Raw genomic sequence first — 18,027 nt, 5'->3', positions numbered from 1 at the left:
ATCACATCGCAAGGGAGCGAGCATGACGGAGCTGACGACGGCCCCCGGCCCGACGTCGCGCGCCACGATCGTGGACGTCGCCCACGCGGCCGGCGTGTCCCGCCAGACCGTCAGCAACGCGCTCAACCGCCCCGACAAGGTCGCCCCCGCCACCCTCGAGCGGGTGCTGGCGGAGATCGCCCGCCTCGGCTTCACCCCCAACGTCACCGCCCAGCAGCTGCGCCGCCGCAAGGCCGCGGCATACGGCTTCGAGGTGAACCCCTCCGGTCACGCGAAGATGGGCCACATCCTCGACGAGTTCCTCGTCCAGCTCACGGTGGCCGCGCCCGACCACGGCTCGCACCTCATGACCTTCGCCCCCGATCCCGACGACGTGGTCGAGGGGTACCGCCAGATCCTGGCCACCGGCCTGGTGGACGGCTTCGTCCTGGCCGACACGCGGCCGGGCGACCCCCGCCCGCAGTGGTTGCTCGACCACGACGTGCCGTTCGTGTCCTTCGGCCGGGTGTGGGACCTGCCCGACCTGCACCAGTGGGTCGACGTCGACGGCGGCAGCGGCGTCCGGCAGGCGGTGGCCCACCTCGTGGCCGCCGGGTACGGGCGGATCGGCTTCCTCGGCTGGCCCTCCGGCTCCCCCGTCGGCGACGACCGCCGCGGCGGCTGGCTCGCGGGGCTCGCCGACGCGGGCCGCCACGACCCCGACGAGGCCGAGGCCGAGGAGTCCGTGCAGGACCTCGACCAGGCGACCGCGGCCGCCGAGCGGCTGCTCGCCCGGCTCGGGCCCGGCAGCGCAGTGGTCTGCGCCTCCGACATGCTCGCCCTCGGCGCCGTGCGCGCCGCCCGCAACGCCGGACTGGCCCTGGGCCCGGACGTGGGGGTCGTGGGGTTCGACGACACCGACGTGGCCGAGGCCCTGTCGGTCACCAGCATCCGACAGCCCATCGCCCAGGCGGCCCAGACCGCCTGGCGCATGCTCCTGTCCCCCCGAAGCACCGAACCCGTGCTGCTCTCCCCCGAGCTCACCGTTCGTTCCAGCACCACCCGCACCCCCTCGTCGCCGGCCACCCGGCCCCGCGACACACTCATCACCGAGGAGCAGCAATGAGGCGCACCACCACCATGGGACTGGTCCTCGTGACCACGTCCGCACTCGCCCTTTCCGCCTGTGGCGGAGGCGGATTCGACAGCAAGAGCTCGAGCCCGCAGCAGTCCTCCGGACCTGCCAAGCTGCAGATCCTCATCGGCACGTCCGGCGACGCCGAGACGGCCGCGGTCAAGGCCGCCGCCGACGCCTGGAGCAAGAAGTCCGGCAACACCGCTGAGGTCGTCGTGGCCTCCGACCTCAACCAGCAGCTCGGTCAGGGCTTCGCCGGCGGCACCCCGCCGGACGTGTTCTACGCCGACGCCGCCCGCATCGGTGACTTCGCCAAGGCCGGCAACCTGTATGCGTACGGGGACCAGGTCAAGGACGCCGGCTACCTCGACAGCCTCGTCCAGACCTACACCTACGACGGCAAGCTGCAGTGCGCGCCGAAGGACTTCTCCACGTTGGCGCTCGTCATCAACACCGACCTGTGGACCAAGGCCGGCCTGACCGATGCCGACGTCCCCAAGGACTGGGCCGGCCTCGAGACGGTCGCCAAGAAGCTCACGTCCGGCAAGGTGACGGGCCTGGTCGTCGGGGGCGAGTGGGCGCGCCTCGGCGTGTTCATGCGTCAGGCCGGTGGCTGGGTCGTCAGCAAGGACGGCAAGACGGTCACCGCCGACTCCGCCGAGAACGTCGCCGGCCTCACCGAGGCGCAGAAGCTGCTCAAGGCCGGCTCGATGAAGTACGCCAAGCAGGTCGACGCCGGTTGGGGTGGCGAGGCGCTGGGCAAGGGCAAGGCCGCCATGACGATCGAGGGGAACTGGATCCGCGGCGCCCTGAAGAACGACTTCCCGAACATCAAGACCAAGGTGGTCGAGCTCCCGGCCGGCCCCGCCGGCAAGGGCACCCTGCTGTTCAGCAACTGCTGGGGGATCGCAGCCAAGTCCAAGAACCAGGCAGCGGCCGTGGACCTGGTCAAGTCGCTCACCTCGACCGAGCAGCAGATGACGTTCGCCAAGGCGTTCGGCGTCATGCCGTCGACCACCGAGGGCGCCAAGCAGTATGCCGCCGAGTTCCCCGACGATGCCGCCTTCACCGCCGGTGGCGAGTACGGCACCGGCCCGGTGAACCTGGCCGGCTTCGACCCGGTCATGTCGGCCTTCAACACCGACCTCGAGCAGCTGGCCTCCAAGGACCCCAAGTCCATCCTGGCCACCCTGCAGAAGAACGGCGACTCGGCCCTCAAGGGCCAGTGACCGTGACCACCACCACCATCGGGTCCCGTCGCCGCCTTCGTGGCGGCGGCGGGATCCGCGGTCGCGAGGGTACGGCCGGCTGGTTGTTCGTCACGCCGCTGATCGTCGTCGTCGGCGTGTTCCTCTTCATCCCTGTGCTCATGGCGCTCTACGTCAGCTTCACCAACTGGAACGGCAACGGCTCACCGTTCCAGGGCGGTCAGAACGCCGCCTGGGTGGGAGCCCGCAACTACACGGCGCTGTTCACCCAGGACGGCCTCAAGCGCGACAACTTCATGCAGTCGCTGGGCAACAACTTCTGGTACGTCTTCTTCGTCGTTCCGCTGCAGACCGCGATCTCGTTCTTCCTCGGGCTGATCGTCAGCAACCGGTTCCTCAAGGGCAAGAGCTTCTTCCGGACGGCCTTCTACTTCCCGTCGGTGACGAGCTCGATCGCCATCAGCGTCGTGTTCCTCTTCCTGTTCGCCAACTCCGGCGCGGTCAACGCCGTGCTTGAGATGTTCGGCATCCAGGGCCCGGCGTGGTTCAGCGACTCGCGCGGCCTCTTCCACATCCTGCTCGACCTCGTCGGCGTCGGCGACAACCCGTCGTGGGCGCAGGGCGAGGTCCTGGGTCGTTCGGTGTGGGACTGGTTCGCGGGACCGTCGGTGGCGATGTGCGTCGTCATCATCCTGGCCATCTGGACGACGACCGGCACGTTCATGCTGATGTTCCTCGCCGCTCTGCAGGACCTCCCCGTCGAGGTCGACGAGGCAGCCGAGCTCGACGGCGTCTCCCCCTGGCAGAAGCTGCGGTTCGTCACCCTGCCCATGCTCAAGCCGACGATCTTCCTCGTCACGACCCTCGGCCTCATCGGCACCTGGCAGGTCTTCGACCAGATCTACGTCATGGGCAAGGGCGCTCCGGCCAACACGACCCTGACGCCGGCCTTCCTCTCCTACAAGCAGTCGTTCACGAACCTGGACTACGGCGGCGGTGCGGCCATGTCCTTCGTCGTGTTCGTGCTGATCATCGCGCTGACCGCGTTCCAGCGCTGGCTCATGCGTGACAAGGACACCCCGCGCACCCGCCGCCGCGGCCCGGGAGCCCCGGCCACGCCGGATACGCGCACCGGACCTGCAGCCCCGGCCGCCGTGGTCCGCGCCAACGACTCGGTTGCCGACGACCCGGTTGCCGACGACCCCGTCACCGACGACGAGGCCGACGCAGTGAGGAGCGGGACGCGATGACCAGGCGCACCACCGGATGGAAGCTCATCCTCTTCTACGTCGTGCTCGTGCTCTTCTCGGTGATCTATCTCTACCCGTTCCTCATCCAGATCGCGACGTCGTTCAAGAGCGACAGCGCCTCGACGGACAACCCGCTGAGCCTCATCCCCAACCCGCTCGACACCTCGGCGTGGAAGCGCATCTTCGGCATCGGCGTCGAGAGCCCCGTGCCGATCATGCGGTGGCTCGGCAACTCCGTCGTCATCACGCTGGTCGTGACGGCGGCGCGGGTCTTCTTCGACAGCCTGGCGGGATATGCGTTGTCCCGGTTGAAGTTCCGGGGCCGAAAGTTCCTGTTCGCCACGGTCCTGGCGGTGATGAGCGTCCCCGGGGTGGCCCTGCTGATCCCGAAGTTCCTCATGGTCAGCTATCTCGGGATCTACAACACCTACTCGGCGATGGTGCTCCCCCTGCTGGTCGACGCGGCCGGTGTCTTCATCATGAAGCAGTTCTTCGACTCCATCTCGGTGTCGGTCGAGGAGGCCGCGCGCATCGACGGCGCCGGGGTGTTCCGCACCTTCTGGTCGGTGATTCTGCCCATGGCCAAGCCGGCGCTGCTCACGTTGACGATCCTGTCGTTCCAGGGGTCGTGGAACGAGTTCACCCACTTCTTGGTGACCACCCAGAGCCCGGAGCTCAAGACCTTGGTGACGGGCCTTGCGAGCCTGGCCAGCGGTGAGCTGAGCGCGGGGACGCAGTACCCCCTGAAGCTCGGCGCGGCACTGCTCACCACCATCCCGGTCGCCTTGCTGTTCTTCGTCTTCCAGCGGCAGTTCGTCCGCGGCGGCAACGAGGGCGGCGACAAGGGGTAGCAGGACCACGATCTGCAGGCGGGCCGGCGGGGACGTACCCGGCCCGCCTGCGTCTTCCTCGGCCCTCGGCGGGCCCTCCCCCGGACAGCGCAAAGGCAGGAAGCGCTCGCTCCCTGCCATGTCCAAGGTATAGCCCACAGGGGGCCTTGCGGCAAGGCCCCCCGGCTGCCCCACACTGGGCGGCCGCGGCCCGTCCGGGCGGTGGGGAGCGGAGGTTGCTGATGGTGGACGTCGTCGTCGTGGGAGCGGGTCCGACCGGGCTGATGCTGGCCGGTGAGCTGGTCCTTGCCGGGGTGGAGGTGGTGGTCGTCGAGCGTCGTGAGACCGCGGAGCTGGTGGGTTCGCGGGCCGGCGGGTTCCATGCGCGCACCATCGAGATCCTCGACCAGCGCGGCATCGCCGACCGCTTCCTCCGTGCAGGCAAGACGTTCCCGGTGCCCTACGCAGGGCGCACGATGCTCGACATCAGCGACTTCCCGACCCGGCACCCCTACACGCTCGGCCTGTTCCAGAACCACATAGAGCGCATCCTGGCCGAGTGGGTCGACGAGCTCGGGGTCGAGGTCCGACGTGGCGTCGAGGTGACGGGCCTCATGCAGGACGAGGACGGGGTCACCCTCCACCTCGCAAGCAGTGAAGAGGTGCGTGCCCGGTATGCCGTGGGCACCGACGGTGGTCGTAGCGTCGTCCGGAAGGCGGCTGGCATCGACTTCCCCGGGTGGCCGGCCACCACGAGCACGCTCATCGCGGAGGTGGAGGTCACCCAGAAGCTGCCGACGGGCGTCACCTACGACGAGCACGGGGTCCACGGCCTGAGCGTCATGGAGAACGGCCACACGGTCCGGGTCGTCTCGAGCGAACCGGAGGTCGGCCGCAGCGCCGAACCCACCCTGGCCGACCTCGGCGCCAACCTGACCGCGGTCTTCGGGACCGACTTCGGGGTTCACGACCCCACGTGGATCTCGAGGTTCACCGACGCCACCCGCCAGGCGGCGACCTACCGACAAGGGCGCGTGCTGCTCGCCGGGGACGCGGCGCACATCCACTCCCCTGCCGGTGGCCAAGGCATCGGCCTTGGCATCCAGGACGCTGCGAACCTCGGTTGGAAGCTCGCGCAGGTGGTCGCCGGGATGTCGTCGGAGGATCTGCTCGACACCTACACCGCCGAGCGTCACCCCGCCGGCGCCCGAGCCCTGCAGTACTCGATGTCGGTCAGCGTCCTGCAGCGCCAGGACCCGCGCATCACCGCGGTCCGTGACCTCGTCGACCGCCTCGTGGAGATGGACGAGCCACGTCGGTATGTCGTCGGGCTCATCTCCGGCCTCGACGTGCGGTACGACCTCGGCGAGGGCCACCCGCTGCTCGGTCGTCGCATGCCTGATCTCGACCTCGTGACGGAAACCGGTGTGGTGCGTCTCTATTCGTTGCTCCACACCGCCCGTCCGGTGCTGGTGAACCTCCGGGAGTCCGGCTCCGTCGACCCCGGGCCGTGGGCGGACCGGGTCCCCGTCGTGGATGCGACCTACGACGGTCCGTGGGAGCTCCCGGTGGTCGGGGCGGTCGAGGCCCCTGCGGCAGTCCTGGTCCGGCCCGACGGCCATGTCGCCTGGGTCGGGGACGGCTCCGGCTCGGACTCGGGCTCGGGCTCTGGCTCAGGACCTGGCTCTGGGTCCGGGCTGGAGGAAGGGCTGACCAAGTGGTTCGGCCCGAGGGATCAGCTGAGGTAGGCCTGCCAGTGGTGTCAGGGGTAAGTCCGAAGAGGCGTATAGTTAGGGTACGAACTATCGGCTTCGTGAGACCTGACGTGGACGACCGCCCGGCGCTCGTCGGCGACGTCGAGCACGTTTCACTGACGTCCGGGGCTCTGGGCACGCACAGAGGCGTGCGGGGCCGGAGTGCCGGACCGACCCCAGCTGCGCGGCTCAAGTGAACCGTGCCCGTCCTGGATGCGCGCTTCCAGTGAACCGTGCAGTCGGCGGCGTTGTCGTGCGGTGCTGCCGCCGCCGACTCCGCAGCATCAGCTCCGATCCCCAAGAGTGACTCGACTTCTTGGGAGACGGAGTTTCTCCGGATGGAGTCGGTCCAGCAGCAGGAGCTCGATGAGTCATTTGGTCAGGACGTCACGCGAAGGGCGTGTGACGCGTGGAGAGAGGTGCGCACGAAGTGTCCAGACTTGGACGCGATGGTCCGGGGGATCCGGTTCCAGCCGAAGAAGACCACACACCGAGGGCGCTCGGGGTGACGGTGCTGAAGGCGGCTTCGTCCGACGAGGCCGAGGATGTCGTGGGCAGGATCTACCTACCCAACCAGGTCCGGACACTCGAGCGGGGTCCAGTGGGCATGAGCCTGACCGCACTCCGCGTGGGCAGGACGACGGTGGGCCAGCTCGAGTACGGACGGCACGTGCGCCTGCTCACCGACGAGGCCACGCACGTCCACGTCAACACTCCCCTGACCGGCACCGTCGTCTCCCGTACGGGTCGCTCTGAGCTGCTGACCACGACGAACAGGTCCGCGGCCGTCTTTGCCCCTGGCGCGCCGGCCCAGATCGAGTGGAGCACCGATGCTGCACAGCTGTGCGTGATGGTGCCCCAGGCCACTCTGCAGAACGAACTCGAAGAGCTCATGGGTCAGGCGTGCAAGCAACCATTGCGCTTGCCGTTTCACATGAGCCTCAGCACGCCCCAGGGCCGTGTGTGGCGCAGCATGATGAACCTGATTGCCGGCGAGCTCTCAGCGAAAGGGCCGCTCCTCACGCATCTCGCCGCTGGACGCCAGGTCGAGCGGACGCTGATCGACACGTTGCTGCTGGGACATGCGCACAACCATGCTGAGGAGCTCAACCGTCCCGCCGCACCTGCGCTCCCGAACACGATCGCCCGTGCGGTCGACCTGCTGCACGAGCACCCAGAGGAGCCCTGGTCGAGCACCACCCTTGCTCGAGCTGTCCACGTGAGTCTGCGTTCGCTGCAGAGCGGCTTCGCCCGCCACCTCGGTAGACCACCGATGGCGTACCTGCGCGAGCTGAGACTCGCACGCATACGGGAGGACCTCGAGCTGGCCACCGCAGGGACGACAACGGTGGAGAGCGTCGCCTACTCCTGGGGGATGCTGCACATGGGCCGGTTCGCGGCCGCGTACCGAGAAGCCTTCGGCGAACTCCCATCCCAGACCTTGAAGCAACCACCAGGCTAAGGAGCGTGCCGGTGAGGGAGCAACGACCTGTGCGTGATGCGGCTTGCTCGCTGCGCGGTGTGGCTAGGCGAGCGGCCGCTGATCCGATTACCTGATGACAGGTGTTCTGGCCCTGCCTCGGTCCCCGTCCAATGGGTCGGGCGCAGATGCAGACGGAGTGGATGCTCCAGAGCCGTGGCCAGGGACACCCGAGGTCGCGGTCGAGGGAGAACGGAGTCGAACGAAGCCGCGTAGGGCTGTCTGGCGACTGCGTTCCACACCAAACAGCTCGGTGAGCGGTCCCGGGCCGACCCCCTGCTGCCCCGGGGCCGTTCACCCCTTGTGCATCGACGGCAAACCCCATTGCAGGAACGAGGAGCCAATGTGCTCGGATCATCGACGTTCGGGTCGGCGCGTGGATCGGTGAGCTGGAGCACCGGTGTGCCCCGCCCTCGGTTGACCGGCCGCCGGCCCATCAGCCTCGGCGAGATCGCCTCGAGGCTCGAGCATCGCCTCTACCTGACGGAGGCGACGCCAAAGGCGATCGGCGAGGAGTACGCGCTCACCACCCGCCACGGCTTGTCCAGCGTGATCGTCCGTCCGGAGGTCGTCTCCACGGTCGGTCTGCGCTCGGCCGGCACGCTGATGGGAATCGTGAGCGTTCCTGGATGGTGCGAGAACGACGTTCGGCCCCTGTCCACCCACGAGTTGCTGACCGAAGCGCGGCGGCTGGTGGGAGACGGTGCCACCGAGGTGGGGCTGCTCGCGGACGCATCCCGCCTCAAGGGGGACCAGGGCCTTCGGTTCGTCGACTCGGCCTCCTCGCTCGTAGGCGCGATGCGTGATCACGGGGCGCGGGTGCGGGTGGTCCTGGACACCGACAATCTGACCCCGGACGACACGGTGGCGGTCTGTCATCGGCTGGCGAGCACGGGGGCTTGGCTCGTTCAGGGTGGCTCGTGGCTGGGAGCACGGACCAGCCTCACTCGGATCCAGCTGATGAGGGGGTCACTCCCGCCACACGTCAGACTGAAGTGGACGTCGCCCATCAGGACGCTCGACGCCATGTTGATCTGCATCGCGGAAGGCGTGGATCGCTTCAACGGTGACCCCGCCACACTCCTGAGCGAGGCTGCACGACGGATCGAGCTCGGCTCGTTGGTGGTTCCGGTCCGCGGAGTCGACTACTGACCCAGGCCGTGCCACCCGCCCCACGGGCGAGCTGTCGGCCGAGGCTCGGTCGGCGGTGGGTATCGCCGATGGCGACGTCGAAGGCGCTGTGAACGGTCGGAGGGCGCCTCGGAACACCCCATCGATGACCGTTCCGCGCACTTGTACATCCGATTCGCGCACACGTCTTCAGGGAATCGTCGCCGACCCATGGTCGGCTGTGATGATTTCCATGTTGGAGGACGCGCGAACTGGGCGTGGTGAACGCCTTTCGAGAACGAGCGATGCCGATGGGAGCCGAGTCAATGGATGTGCAGCCACCCACTGAGCAGAGATCAGCATCGTCGAGAGCCACAACGAGTGGGATCGTGATGGAGCAGTCACCAACTGGGAGGCGCAAAATTCCGCAGCGTGTGCAGATTTCGAGGGTCCAGCTGGCGTCCAGCTTGGATAGCAGGCTCTATGACGACCATCTCAGCGAACGTGACATCGCCACCGGCTGTGCCCGGGCTCGTCATTGGGGGCTGGCCAGCGTCATCGTCCGACCCGCAAACCTGCGTCTCGCGGCCGCCGAGCTGAGCGGCTCCACGGTCGGGTGCACGACCGTCGTGGGTTGGAACGCTGACGACTCCGAGCCCATGCTCCCCATGGAGACGCTGGAGGAGGCGCACAGGCTCGTCGCTGCCGGTGCCACAGAGCTGGGGTTGGTCGCCACCGCGGGTCGAATCCGCCGGAACGGCGGTGCGCCGTTCACGGAGACACTCACGGGACTCGTCGACGCCATGAGACCCCTGGGCATTCGCGTTCGTCTCGTCACGGACCCCGAGTCGCTGACATCCTCCGAACTGCGGGACGCATGTCACCTGGCCGCAGAGACATACGTGTGGATGGCGCAGGGTGGATCCTGGCGGGGTCGACGAGCTGACTTGGCCGAGATACAGCTGATGAGGGCGAGCCTGCCCATGGATGTGCTGCTCAAATGGACTGATCCTGTACGGCGACTGGAGACCCTGCTGCTGTGCATCGCCTTGGGCATCGACCGCTTCAACGGCGATGTCGAAGACCTCATGCAGGCAGCCACCCGCGCGGAATGGCTAGGGCCACTGACCATCCCGCAAGCCGGGGTGGACTTCTGAGCCGCCACCGGCAACGCGGCAAGCCCGCCTCTACGGGCGGAGGTCGGAAGGAGGCGTTAATGACGCCGCGTCACCCGCAGGCGTGAGGGGGAGTCTTATCCCGGGACCTTGTCGGCGAGGATGTCGATCTTCTCGATCTGCGGCTCGGAGAAGAGGACGCCTGTGTTCGGTCCGAGCGCCTGGCCCACACCACCGGCGAGGTGCGCATCTCGAGCGGCGTCATCGGGAAACACGTCGTACACCCCGAACGTCGTCGGCCCGAACTGGATGGCGAACCAAGCGACGGTACCCGGCTCCTCCATCACGATCGAACGCGCCCCGGTCAGGAACTCCGCGAGCTCAGTTTCCTTCCCCGGCAGGGCCTCAAGACGCACGAGAAGAGCTTTGGTCAGCATGAGTCTGACTCCTTCGCTTGCGCGATCGCCAGGCTGCGGCCGCTTTCAGCAACGTAGCACCGGCACCACGTCCGGGACAGGTAGCCACGTCCCAGGCGCCGGCACATGTGCTTCATTCATCAGGGGCCGTCCCAACTGGAGGAGAGACGCACGTCCTCATCACGCCACCGACAGGTAGACCTTTGCGCAGTGAGCGGACGTTCCTGCCCTAGGTTCGGCGTATGGAACTTCGTTCGGCTGAGGAGTTGGCCAGCGTTGATGAGCCCGCTTGGCCAGCCATCGAATCGCTGGTCAGACAGTCCAGCCCGCTGGCACGGATACTGCCGGTGGACCGTGTGACCGGTGAAGCGAGTCTTCATGGTCTACAGGTCACCGCAGCGTCCGCGCTGGGAGCGCTGGCACTGAACTGCGGTGGACTACTTGTAGACGGCGGTTGGCTGCGCATCCTTGGTGGCGGATATCTGGGGCTACCAAGCATTGCAGCCGCGAACGGCTTACACGGACCTACAACGGCGCAGCCCCCCTCCCGTATCTGATCGTGGCCTTCGACGTGCTCGGCGGCCGATTTGCTATCGACGGAGGCGGCCTCGGAATCAGCCTGGGCAAGGTCTGTTATTGGGCTCCTGACGCACTCAGATGGGAGAGCACGGACCTCGGTCATGGCGCGTTCGTCCGGGCTTTCGTCACAGGCGTGACGACGAAGTTCTACGAGGATTTCCGGTGGCCCGGATGGGCCGAGGAAGTGGCGGCACTTGCGTTGGATCAAGGGCTGAGCTTGTGGCCGCCGCCGTTCTCCGCTGAGGGGAGAGACATGGCAGCCGTGAGCCGGCGGCCTGTTCCCCTGTCCGAGCTCCATTCCTTCTACGACGAGGCGGCTCGTCAGCCGTGAAGGCTCGTCAGCCGTGAAGGCGGGCGGCAGCAGGACTGCACATCGGCATCGACGCGCGGACAGCGGCATGAGCGGATGTTCCGTTGGCAGCGGTTGCGTGGCGCAGCGCCAACATGGAGCCTGCTCCCATGGACGACGCGGACGAGATCTGGAACAGGGCGACGCGTGGCGGAGGAAATGCACCGCGAGAGGGCGACATCGCCTTGGCGGCTTCTCTGGCTTTCCACGGGTTGGCCATGAACGGCGGAGTGCTGCACGCGTTCGAGGTGCTGTCGGAGGAAGAGTTGAGCCGCGCACGCAACGGCTTCGTGTGGCTCGCTCTGCCTGAGGTGGCTCGTTTCATGGAGGATACGGCGCAGCAGATCGGTGACACCGACATGGAGGACGAAGACGCCGCCGACGCGCTGGAAGAGAGCGCTGACGACTCATACGAACATGCGCTTCCCTCTGACCAAGCGCTCGAGGACGCATTCCGGCGGCAGCTTGCTGAGCGGCCCGAGGCGTTCCACCCCGCCTAATCCGCCCTGTCCGCGGCAGATCCGTGCGACTGCAGTGCTAGTCCTGCCACCACGCGACGTCTGGGTTGAGTCGTCTCGCGACTTCGGAGAAGACCGAGTCGTCCATTTCCAGGTAGCCGTCTTCGTCGATGAAGTACACGCGCTCCAGGTAGGCGGCGGCCACGGTGTTGAGAAGGCGTGAGACAGATGCGAACTCGACTGGATGCTCTGATTCCTCGATCCGAAAGTGGATCACCTCGCCCCGGGTGTTTGGTTCTTCGGAACACGTGACGGCCAAGAAGTCCCCGCCGCCGTTGGCGAAGACCGGTAGCCAATCCGGGTTCCACCGACGGTCGTCTCGGAAGGCGTCGTAGTTGGTCAGCGCCTCCTTCAGAGAGGCGAAGTAGAAGCCCGGGAACAGGTGCATGTCATCCAGCGTCGTTCCCTCGAGCGCGTCGGTCCCGTCGTGCCATCCATACAGTTCAACGAGCTCGTCGGATGGGACCAGCCCTCGTTCACCAAGGTCAGTGCGAGTCTGCTCGGGTGGGAGGCCGGGCCTGAGGAGGCCAGCAGTGAAGGTCCGCCCGAGACTGTGCATGCCCGTCTCTATTGCCTCAAGAGCCTGATTTATGGGGAGCGGCATGACCGCAACGTACCCGTACATAGCGCCGGAAATGACTCATCGAACGCACACTCATCGGCACGGCCGCGCGGATCGCGGCATGAACGCACGATCGCTACTCGAAGGGGACCGTTTCGCCACCGACGAAAGCCAAGACCCAAACTTTCCGTCAAGTAACTGCTGTAGGACCTGCTCCAGTCGACTCCATCTTCACGACGTCCGCCCATGGGCAAGGCCACGCGGATCGCGGCATGAGCGGACGTTCGCCGCTCGATCTCCACCCTCCTGTCCTTAGTCGGGCGTGCCGCCCCGCTAGGCGTTCATTGGCGCTGACGTTCGCCCCCACTGATCCAAGCGGGCACCAGCGCGCTTGGGTACGGGGGGCCGGCGCAGACATGAGCTTGCACCCCCAAAGGGGCGAGCTCCTCAACGAAGACTTTGACGATTCCGTCGATCATCGCCCTGGCAGCTCCAGTGCCGTCGGTATCGAGCCACAGAACGACGCCCCCATCATGGACCGCTGGGCCCAGGACCCATTCGACCGGGCCCTCATCGTCCGCGTCCTCTCGACCGTCAGGCATGACGTGATGTAGCCGACGTGCGACCTGACGCAGAGCGAAGCCAATCGCCTCAGGGACGTCGGCGTCTTCGTGAACCTCCTTCTCCAGACGCACTACGAAGGAAGGTTCACCGATCGTCATCAGGAGCTCGTCCGATGGCTCGGGCAGTTGCCCAGAAGGGATGTCTCGTATCTCACCATCGGAGGTCCGAACCGTTTTGAGATACAGACCATCGAATATCCGCTCAGCAACCGATATCTCTACAGCCATAGTTCCCCTCAAGTGGCTTTCAGGCCCGACCGGTGGGAAGACTACGGGCCGGCCGCGCCCGAGGCGGTAGAAACGGCCCATTGCCAGATGCTCGGCACCACCGCACGCCTTTCGGTGAGACCGCGCGGATCGCGGCACGAGCGTGCACTGTCGGGCAGACTCGTGCGGTGGGCAACCGGTATTTCAGACGGCGCTGGGACGAGAGCCGCGGCGATCAGTACGACACGTGGGGTGCAGCCACGTACTACTTCGAAGTCGGCGAGGACGGATGGCCCCTACGGCAGATCGAGGTCTACGACGCCGGCCCTGTCCTGCGCTACGGCCCCGACCGCCAGGAAGACCAGTTCGGGCAGTTGGGCAGGGTGCAGCTCGATGAGTCTGAAGACTGGTCGTCCTGGGCGACTTCCCAGGACGTGTTCGACGAAGTGTGGAGCGATCGCCGGTAAGCGGGCATGAGCGGGCGTCTGCGGCCCTCAGGCTGACTTCATGAATCCATGCCGTGGTCATGTGGGAACGCGCGCCGAGGAATAGCCGCCCTGCTACGTGGGTCGATCGAGTGCACCCTCGGCGAGGAACCTGACCTTGGCGGCGAACTCGACGAGGGCCTCCTGCATCATCGACACGGAACTGTTTGAGAGATGTTGGGAGCGACCGGAGTGGCACACAATCGCCACGCGATAGGAGCACCCCTCCGGCACCTCCGTGAGGGTGTGGCGCTCGAGCACGTCGACCACGTCCACGCTGGGGATGGTGATGTGGCGAGTCGACTCGTGAGGGGGCTCCTCTGCCACGACCGTGGAGGGGAAGACGCTGAGCTGGCCGTGGTCGGTCATCCGGAACATAAGGCTGCTGGCTCCGCCGGCCCCGGGTGAAGGTCCGGCGAGCGAGACCTCCTTGGTGGAGTCCGGGTCGGCGACATGGGTCTGCGCGGTCGGTGCCTCGATCTGGTCCCACACAGCTTGGCACGAGGCGCGGATGAGCACCTCAGCCCATACCTCTTTCACCGGACCCTCCGGAATCGTGGGCGTAGGCCATGCCTCCGTGCGCTTCTCGAGCCGCTGGAGAAGCCTCAGTACCAAACCCACGACGCCACTATCGCGGATCGCCGCCGACCCCGCTGGGCATTCCGGGGTAACGGTGGGACCTTGCCGTCGAGTCCGTGGGAGAGGGATGCTTTGTCCCCTTGGAGGTGGCCTGGTGCCGTGGCAAGACCTCACTGGCAGCGACCTGATGCAAGAATGAGCAAGGGCAAAAAGCCATGGCACGATGAGCGGACCTACCCTCGGCACGAGCGGATCGCGGCATGAGCGGGCGTGCCAGCTAGGGAGAAAGCGAGAATCAGTGCCTACCCCGTAGGTGCTGCATTCGTTCGAGCAGAGTCACCTCACGTTGTCTTGGCGCTGCCGTGACGGCGGGGCGGGGATCGCTCGTGTCACGCCCCCTCGGCGTCGGGATTCCCGCTCTCCTCCCGTGCGGCAAGCTGTGCCGCATCACGCTCGTTGAGGGCGACGAGTCCACCGCCGATGGCGGCGACCACCCCCGCGGCTCCCACCGCCCAGGGCAGCATGTTCTCCCCCCTGCCAAGCACGAAGGCGCCGACGACCAACGCAAGGCCCCAGAGGGTCGTGTTCTGAGCACGCGTCATGGAACTGGAGTGTGGCACCAAGCGCAGACGCGCCGGGGCGGATCATGCGAATGTTGTCCCGCACACCACCCGGAGACGGCAGGCTCGCTCTTTCACTCACTGCGGCATGAGCGCGAGCATCTCGGTGCCCCTGTTCGGCCGGCGCCTGATGCGCTGACGATGTGGAACACGGCCAGGAGGATACCGCCCCTTTTCGCGGTCGCGCGGCGCCATCTGCGGCGGTTGCGGACGCCTGGACCCCACGTCCGCGGCCACGCTTCCCGCGCTGGCAGGTGTTTGGGGTCGTCATGCCGTCAACAGAGCCAGCCTGGTTTGAGAGCCCACCGAGGACCGAGTCTTCCGAGGCGAAGGCTCCTTGGAGAGCGGAGCGTCTTCAGCCGATCTTCTTCCAGGGTTTGAGGGAGTAGTTGTTGAGTTCCGGCAGGTCCTTGTTGTAGCCGCTCGCGGACCAGACGTTCTTCAGGACGAGGTCGTTTCCTTCAAGGCTCCAGTCCAGGCGGTACGGAGGCAGCTGCCTGTTCGTCGGGTTGCAGCGATCGCAGTGATTGACCGCGAAGGTGCTCGCCTGGTCGTAGACGAGCCACAGGGTCGAGGCGTCACCAGCGGTCGTGCCCACCTCGACCACCATCCCGCTGTTGGCTCCCAGGTCGGCGCTGTTCCCGCACTGCTCGCTGTCCTTCTCCACCCGCGCACAGTGCAACTGGTACCGACCCTGACCCAGTGTCAGGGTCCACGTGCCTGCCGACTGGCCGTCGAAGGCACCGACATCGACGAGCTCCTGCGCGGTGATCCGCACGCGGTACGTTCCGGGAGGGATCGGTGCCTGCGTCGTCGGCGGCTCCTGTCCCTTCGCGCTCGTCGCCGACGCTTGCGCTTGAGCCGAGGTCGGGGCTGTGGTGGCCGCGGCGCCCGCCACCGGACTGCTGACCCCGCAGGCTGAGAGGGTGACGCCGGCGACGAGGGCGACTGCGGCGGCACAGTGGTGCAGCGGTCTCATGGTGACGCCCTTCACTCCTGGTGGGTTGCTGGTCCCTTTCGACGGTACGAGCCGGAGCGCCCTCCTGGCACCGTGCTACCCCCGGTGACTTTGGGTCGGCCTGGCCTGAGCAGCGCCAGCACGGCGAGCACCCGCCGGTTCACATTCGGGTCAGGCTCGAGATCGAGCTTGCGGAACACCTGCGCGCACAGCGCCTCCACCGTGCGCTCTCGAACGCCGAGCTCGGCTGCGATTCCTGCATTGGATCGCCCTTGAGCAATTCCCGCGAGCACGTCCCGCTCTCGGGGGGTCAGACCCGCCAGCGGGGAGTCAGCCCGCTTGCGCATCAACCGCTCGACGATGCCGGGATCCACGACGCACTCGCCCGCAGCCACGCGGGTCAAGGCGTCGCTGAGCACTCCCGGATCCGCGACGCGCTCCTTGAGCAGGTACCCGAGACCAGAGGGCTTGTCCGCCAGCAGCCGGTCTGCGTACGCAGGCTGCAGGTACTCGCTCAGGACAAGGGCCGCTACGTCTGGGTGTTCCTTGCGGATCCGTTGTGCGGCAACGATGCCCTCGTCCTTGTGCGTGGGCGGCATCCGGATGTCCACGATCGCGACGTCGGGAAGCTGGGTCGCGACGAGCTGCAAGAGGGCGGCAGGGTCTCCCGCCTCGCCGACCACGTCCACGCCCAGGTTCGCCAGCATCTGTGCCAGGCCGACCCGCACGATGAGCACGTCGTCAGCGATCACGACTCGCATGGCCACTGCGCCTTCATCGTCGCGCCCTCCTCTTGCACGCGACCCCCGGTCGCGGCGACACGGTCGAGCACCATCTGCTCCGGGAGGCCGGGACTCGGATCGCAGATCACCGAGAACCGCCGGTCCCGGACCTCGAGCCGGACGGTGAACGGCTGGCGCGTCGTACGCACCGCGCCTGCGACCACGTCGTAGGCCGCACGCTCCACCGAAGCATCCAGGGGTGGGAGGTCGGCCCCGACCAGTTGGGTGTCCGTCCCGACGACCAGGTCCTCGAGGGCAGCCTGCAGACCGTCGGTGACGAGGACGGACAGGAGGGCGCCGTGAGAGATGTTGCGCAGGGCCGCCGCCGCTTCGCCGACCTTGCGCTCCGCCCCAGCCACGCCCGGGTCCTCCCTGGAGGCCAGCAGCAGCCTCGCCCCGACCAGTTGCTGTTGGATGCCGTCGTGCAGGTCGCGCTCCACCCTTCGGCGCTCCGCGTCGGCCGCCGCGACGATGCGTTGCTGTGAGGCCCGCAGGTCGGCCAGCCGCGCTCGAGCAACCACTGTGAGGCGTGCGGAGTCCAACAAAAACCTGTCGACCGGGGACAGCGAGTCCTCCGCGCGCCACGAACGCGGGACACTCACTGCCGCGTGTCCGTCCGGTCCAGGCAGTCGGAGCCCGGCCGTGGGCGGGAGGACCCGCCGACCGTCGACGGCGACCCAGCGGCTCGCCCCCGGAACCGCGAAGGCCACACCGGGGAAGTCCTCGCGTGCCGACAGCGCCTGGACCAGGTCGTGCACGGCCCGCCGGGCCAACATCCGGCGGACGATCGTTGCACCGAGACAGACGGCCAGTACGACGACAGCAGCCGTGCGAAGCCGGTCTTCAGCGATGGTCGACTCGAGCGTCGGCCAACGCCACCAGGAGCTGCTGTCCGCGGCCACCGCCGCAAGGGTGGTGAGCCCGAGGAGCAGCACCCACGGTGAGAAGGGCCCGACCAGGATGGCGAGCAGGACCAGCCACTCGAGGCCGACCGCGATGCCGAGAGCCGTCTTGGCGCCCCACAGTCCAGCCAACGGAGCCCACGTCTCGACGCAGACCGAACCGCACCCGGGCTGCGAAAAGGGTTGATAGGCCAGGACGTGCACGAGCAGGGCCGCTGCGCCGAGGACCATCACACCGCGGCGCAGCCGCCCAAGAGCCAGGGCAGAACCCAGCACGACCAACACCCCTGCCGCAGATGCAAGAGCAACCACCTCCGCAGGAGCCCATGTCTGGAAACGGAGCGCCCACAGCGTCCAGCCGATCACGACGAGGGACAGCGCCTGCCCCTCGCGCAGAGAGAGTCCCAGCCAGCAGCAGGCGAGCAGCGCCAGGGCGAGTCCGCAGCCAAGGGCCGTATCGAGGACGGGCGTAGGGCCGACGGTGCCGAAGGGGTCGACCCCAGCGAGCGTGGCCACCACCGGGAGGGTCGAGAAGGTGGCCATAGCGGGCAGGAGCAGAGTCCTCACACCGAGGAGGTTACGGCCT

Annotated in this window: 20 protein-coding genes; 12 read left to right on the top strand and 8 right to left on the bottom strand. The window is 67.3% G+C overall.

Going from position 1 to position 18,027, the window contains the following annotated elements; all coding sequences use genetic code 11:
- Positions 1–22 precede the first annotated feature (22 nt).
- From ABEG17_RS16220 to ABEG17_RS16185, 8 genes are all read left to right on the top strand, one after another.
- A complete protein-coding gene (locus ABEG17_RS16220) occupies positions 23–1,105 on the top strand; it encodes a LacI family DNA-binding transcriptional regulator (protein WP_406830514.1) in 1,083 nt (360 codons plus the stop codon).
- A complete protein-coding gene (locus tag ABEG17_RS16215) occupies positions 1,102–2,343 on the top strand; it encodes an extracellular solute-binding protein (protein ID WP_406830513.1) in 1,242 nt (413 codons plus the stop codon). Before ABEG17_RS16220 ends, ABEG17_RS16215 begins: the two co-directional genes overlap by 4 nt.
- Positions 2,344–2,345: 2 nt before the next feature.
- Positions 2,346–3,572, top strand: coding sequence for a carbohydrate ABC transporter permease (locus tag ABEG17_RS16210; protein ID WP_406830512.1), 1,227 nt, complete (start codon positions 2,346–2,348; stop codon positions 3,570–3,572).
- A complete protein-coding gene (locus ABEG17_RS16205; RefSeq protein ID WP_406830511.1) occupies positions 3,569–4,423 on the top strand; it encodes a carbohydrate ABC transporter permease in 855 nt (284 codons plus the stop codon). The genes ABEG17_RS16210 and ABEG17_RS16205 overlap by 4 nt, the downstream gene beginning before the upstream one ends.
- Before the next feature lie 221 nt (positions 4,424–4,644).
- Positions 4,645–6,150, top strand: coding sequence for an FAD-dependent monooxygenase (locus ABEG17_RS16200; RefSeq protein WP_406833222.1), 1,506 nt, complete (start codon positions 4,645–4,647; stop codon positions 6,148–6,150).
- A 415-nt stretch (positions 6,151–6,565) separates the two neighbouring features.
- Positions 6,566–7,618 carry an AraC family transcriptional regulator gene (locus tag ABEG17_RS16195; RefSeq protein WP_406830510.1) on the top strand — a complete coding sequence of 351 codons (1,053 nt, stop codon included), beginning with the start codon at positions 6,566–6,568 and terminating at the stop codon, positions 7,616–7,618.
- A 435-nt stretch (positions 7,619–8,053) separates the two neighbouring features.
- Positions 8,054–8,788 (top strand): hypothetical protein, encoded by a 735-nt coding sequence (locus ABEG17_RS16190; RefSeq protein WP_406830509.1) that lies wholly within the window; start codon positions 8,054–8,056, stop codon positions 8,786–8,788.
- A gap of 347 nt (positions 8,789–9,135) precedes the next feature.
- Positions 9,136–9,903, top strand: a complete 768-nt coding sequence (locus tag ABEG17_RS16185) for a hypothetical protein (protein ID WP_406830508.1) — start codon at positions 9,136–9,138, stop codon at positions 9,901–9,903.
- Between the two features lie 95 nt (positions 9,904–9,998).
- On the opposite strand, the gene ABEG17_RS16180 is transcribed toward ABEG17_RS16185, so the two are convergent.
- Positions 9,999–10,298, bottom strand: a complete 300-nt coding sequence (locus ABEG17_RS16180; RefSeq protein ID WP_406830507.1) for a putative quinol monooxygenase — start codon at positions 10,296–10,298, stop codon at positions 9,999–10,001.
- 221 nt (positions 10,299–10,519) lie between these two features.
- Here ABEG17_RS16180 and ABEG17_RS16175 point away from each other — a divergent pair, with 221 nt between their 5' ends.
- From ABEG17_RS16175 to ABEG17_RS16165, 3 genes are all read left to right on the top strand, one after another.
- Complete coding sequence (locus ABEG17_RS16175; RefSeq protein WP_406830506.1) at positions 10,520–10,834, top strand: DUF2625 family protein; 315 nt, start codon at positions 10,520–10,522, stop codon at positions 10,832–10,834.
- Positions 10,732–11,187, top strand: a complete 456-nt coding sequence (locus tag ABEG17_RS16170) for a DUF2625 family protein (RefSeq protein ID WP_406830505.1) — start codon at positions 10,732–10,734, stop codon at positions 11,185–11,187. Before ABEG17_RS16175 ends, ABEG17_RS16170 begins: the two co-directional genes overlap by 103 nt.
- Positions 11,188–11,315: 128 nt before the next feature.
- Complete coding sequence (locus ABEG17_RS16165) at positions 11,316–11,705, top strand: hypothetical protein (protein WP_406830504.1); 390 nt, start codon at positions 11,316–11,318, stop codon at positions 11,703–11,705.
- Between the two features lie 37 nt (positions 11,706–11,742).
- On the opposite strand, the gene ABEG17_RS16160 is transcribed toward ABEG17_RS16165, so the two are convergent.
- Together ABEG17_RS16160 and ABEG17_RS16155 are read right to left on the bottom strand one after the other, a co-directional pair.
- Positions 11,743–12,327 carry an SMI1/KNR4 family protein gene (locus ABEG17_RS16160; protein WP_406830503.1) on the bottom strand — a complete coding sequence of 195 codons (585 nt, stop codon included), beginning with the start codon at positions 12,325–12,327 and terminating at the stop codon, positions 11,743–11,745.
- 299 nt (positions 12,328–12,626) lie between these two features.
- Positions 12,627–13,217 carry a hypothetical protein gene (locus ABEG17_RS16155; protein WP_406830502.1) on the bottom strand — a complete coding sequence of 197 codons (591 nt, stop codon included), beginning with the start codon at positions 13,215–13,217 and terminating at the stop codon, positions 12,627–12,629.
- A gap of 86 nt (positions 13,218–13,303) precedes the next feature.
- Here ABEG17_RS16155 and ABEG17_RS16150 point away from each other — a divergent pair, with 86 nt between their 5' ends.
- A complete protein-coding gene (locus ABEG17_RS16150) occupies positions 13,304–13,582 on the top strand; it encodes a hypothetical protein (RefSeq protein ID WP_406830501.1) in 279 nt (92 codons plus the stop codon).
- Between the two features lie 93 nt (positions 13,583–13,675).
- Here ABEG17_RS16150 and ABEG17_RS16145 read toward each other — a convergent pair whose 3' ends face one another.
- From ABEG17_RS16145 to ABEG17_RS16125, 5 genes are all read right to left on the bottom strand, one after another.
- Positions 13,676–14,140 carry a hypothetical protein gene (locus ABEG17_RS16145; protein ID WP_406830500.1) on the bottom strand — a complete coding sequence of 155 codons (465 nt, stop codon included), beginning with the start codon at positions 14,138–14,140 and terminating at the stop codon, positions 13,676–13,678.
- 428 nt (positions 14,141–14,568) lie between these two features.
- Entirely contained in the window at positions 14,569–14,781 is a 213-nt protein-coding gene (locus ABEG17_RS16140; protein ID WP_406830499.1) for a hypothetical protein, read from the bottom strand.
- A gap of 373 nt (positions 14,782–15,154) precedes the next feature.
- Positions 15,155–15,778, bottom strand: coding sequence for a hypothetical protein (locus ABEG17_RS16135; protein ID WP_406830498.1), 624 nt, complete (start codon positions 15,776–15,778; stop codon positions 15,155–15,157).
- Positions 15,779–15,789: 11 nt separating this feature from the next.
- Positions 15,790–16,518 carry a response regulator gene (locus tag ABEG17_RS16130; protein WP_406830497.1) on the bottom strand — a complete coding sequence of 243 codons (729 nt, stop codon included), beginning with the start codon at positions 16,516–16,518 and terminating at the stop codon, positions 15,790–15,792.
- Complete coding sequence (locus ABEG17_RS16125) at positions 16,506–18,008, bottom strand: sensor histidine kinase (RefSeq protein ID WP_406830496.1); 1,503 nt, start codon at positions 18,006–18,008, stop codon at positions 16,506–16,508. The genes ABEG17_RS16130 and ABEG17_RS16125 overlap by 13 nt, the downstream gene beginning before the upstream one ends.
- Positions 18,009–18,027: the final 19 nt, after the last annotated feature.

The sequence above is a fragment of the Pedococcus sp. KACC 23699 genome (assembly GCF_045348425.1).
In the GTDB taxonomy this organism is placed as follows: domain Bacteria; phylum Actinomycetota; class Actinomycetes; order Actinomycetales; family Dermatophilaceae; genus Pedococcus.
Note: the sequence above shows the minus strand (reverse complement) of the source record. Positions and strands in the feature narration are given on the sequence as shown.

Bases quoted from the DNA above. Each gene is read 5' to 3' on its own strand.
- ABEG17_RS16180 (WP_406830507.1), bottom strand. From the start codon at position 10,298: ATGCTGACCAAAGCTCTTCTCGTGCGTCTTGAGGCCCTGCCGGGGAAG.
- ABEG17_RS16220 (WP_406830514.1), top strand. From the start codon at position 23: ATGACGGAGCTGACGACGGCCCCCGGCCCGACGTCGCGCGCCACGATC.
- ABEG17_RS16140 (WP_406830499.1), bottom strand. From the start codon at position 14,781: ATGACGCGTGCTCAGAACACGACCCTCTGGGGCCTTGCGTTGGTCGTC.
- ABEG17_RS16130 (WP_406830497.1), bottom strand. From the start codon at position 16,518: ATGCGAGTCGTGATCGCTGACGACGTGCTCATCGTGCGGGTCGGCCTG.
- ABEG17_RS16200 (WP_406833222.1), top strand. From the start codon at position 4,645: ATGGTGGACGTCGTCGTCGTGGGAGCGGGTCCGACCGGGCTGATGCTG.
- ABEG17_RS16175 (WP_406830506.1), top strand. From the start codon at position 10,520: ATGGAACTTCGTTCGGCTGAGGAGTTGGCCAGCGTTGATGAGCCCGCT.
- ABEG17_RS16160 (WP_406830503.1), bottom strand. From the start codon at position 12,327: ATGCCGCTCCCCATAAATCAGGCTCTTGAGGCAATAGAGACGGGCATG.
- ABEG17_RS16135 (WP_406830498.1), bottom strand. From the start codon at position 15,778: ATGAGACCGCTGCACCACTGTGCCGCCGCAGTCGCCCTCGTCGCCGGC.
- ABEG17_RS16205 (WP_406830511.1), top strand. From the start codon at position 3,569: ATGACCAGGCGCACCACCGGATGGAAGCTCATCCTCTTCTACGTCGTG.
- ABEG17_RS16155 (WP_406830502.1), bottom strand. From the start codon at position 13,217: ATGGGCCGTTTCTACCGCCTCGGGCGCGGCCGGCCCGTAGTCTTCCCA.
- ABEG17_RS16215 (WP_406830513.1), top strand. From the start codon at position 1,102: ATGAGGCGCACCACCACCATGGGACTGGTCCTCGTGACCACGTCCGCA.
- ABEG17_RS16165 (WP_406830504.1), top strand. From the start codon at position 11,316: ATGGACGACGCGGACGAGATCTGGAACAGGGCGACGCGTGGCGGAGGA.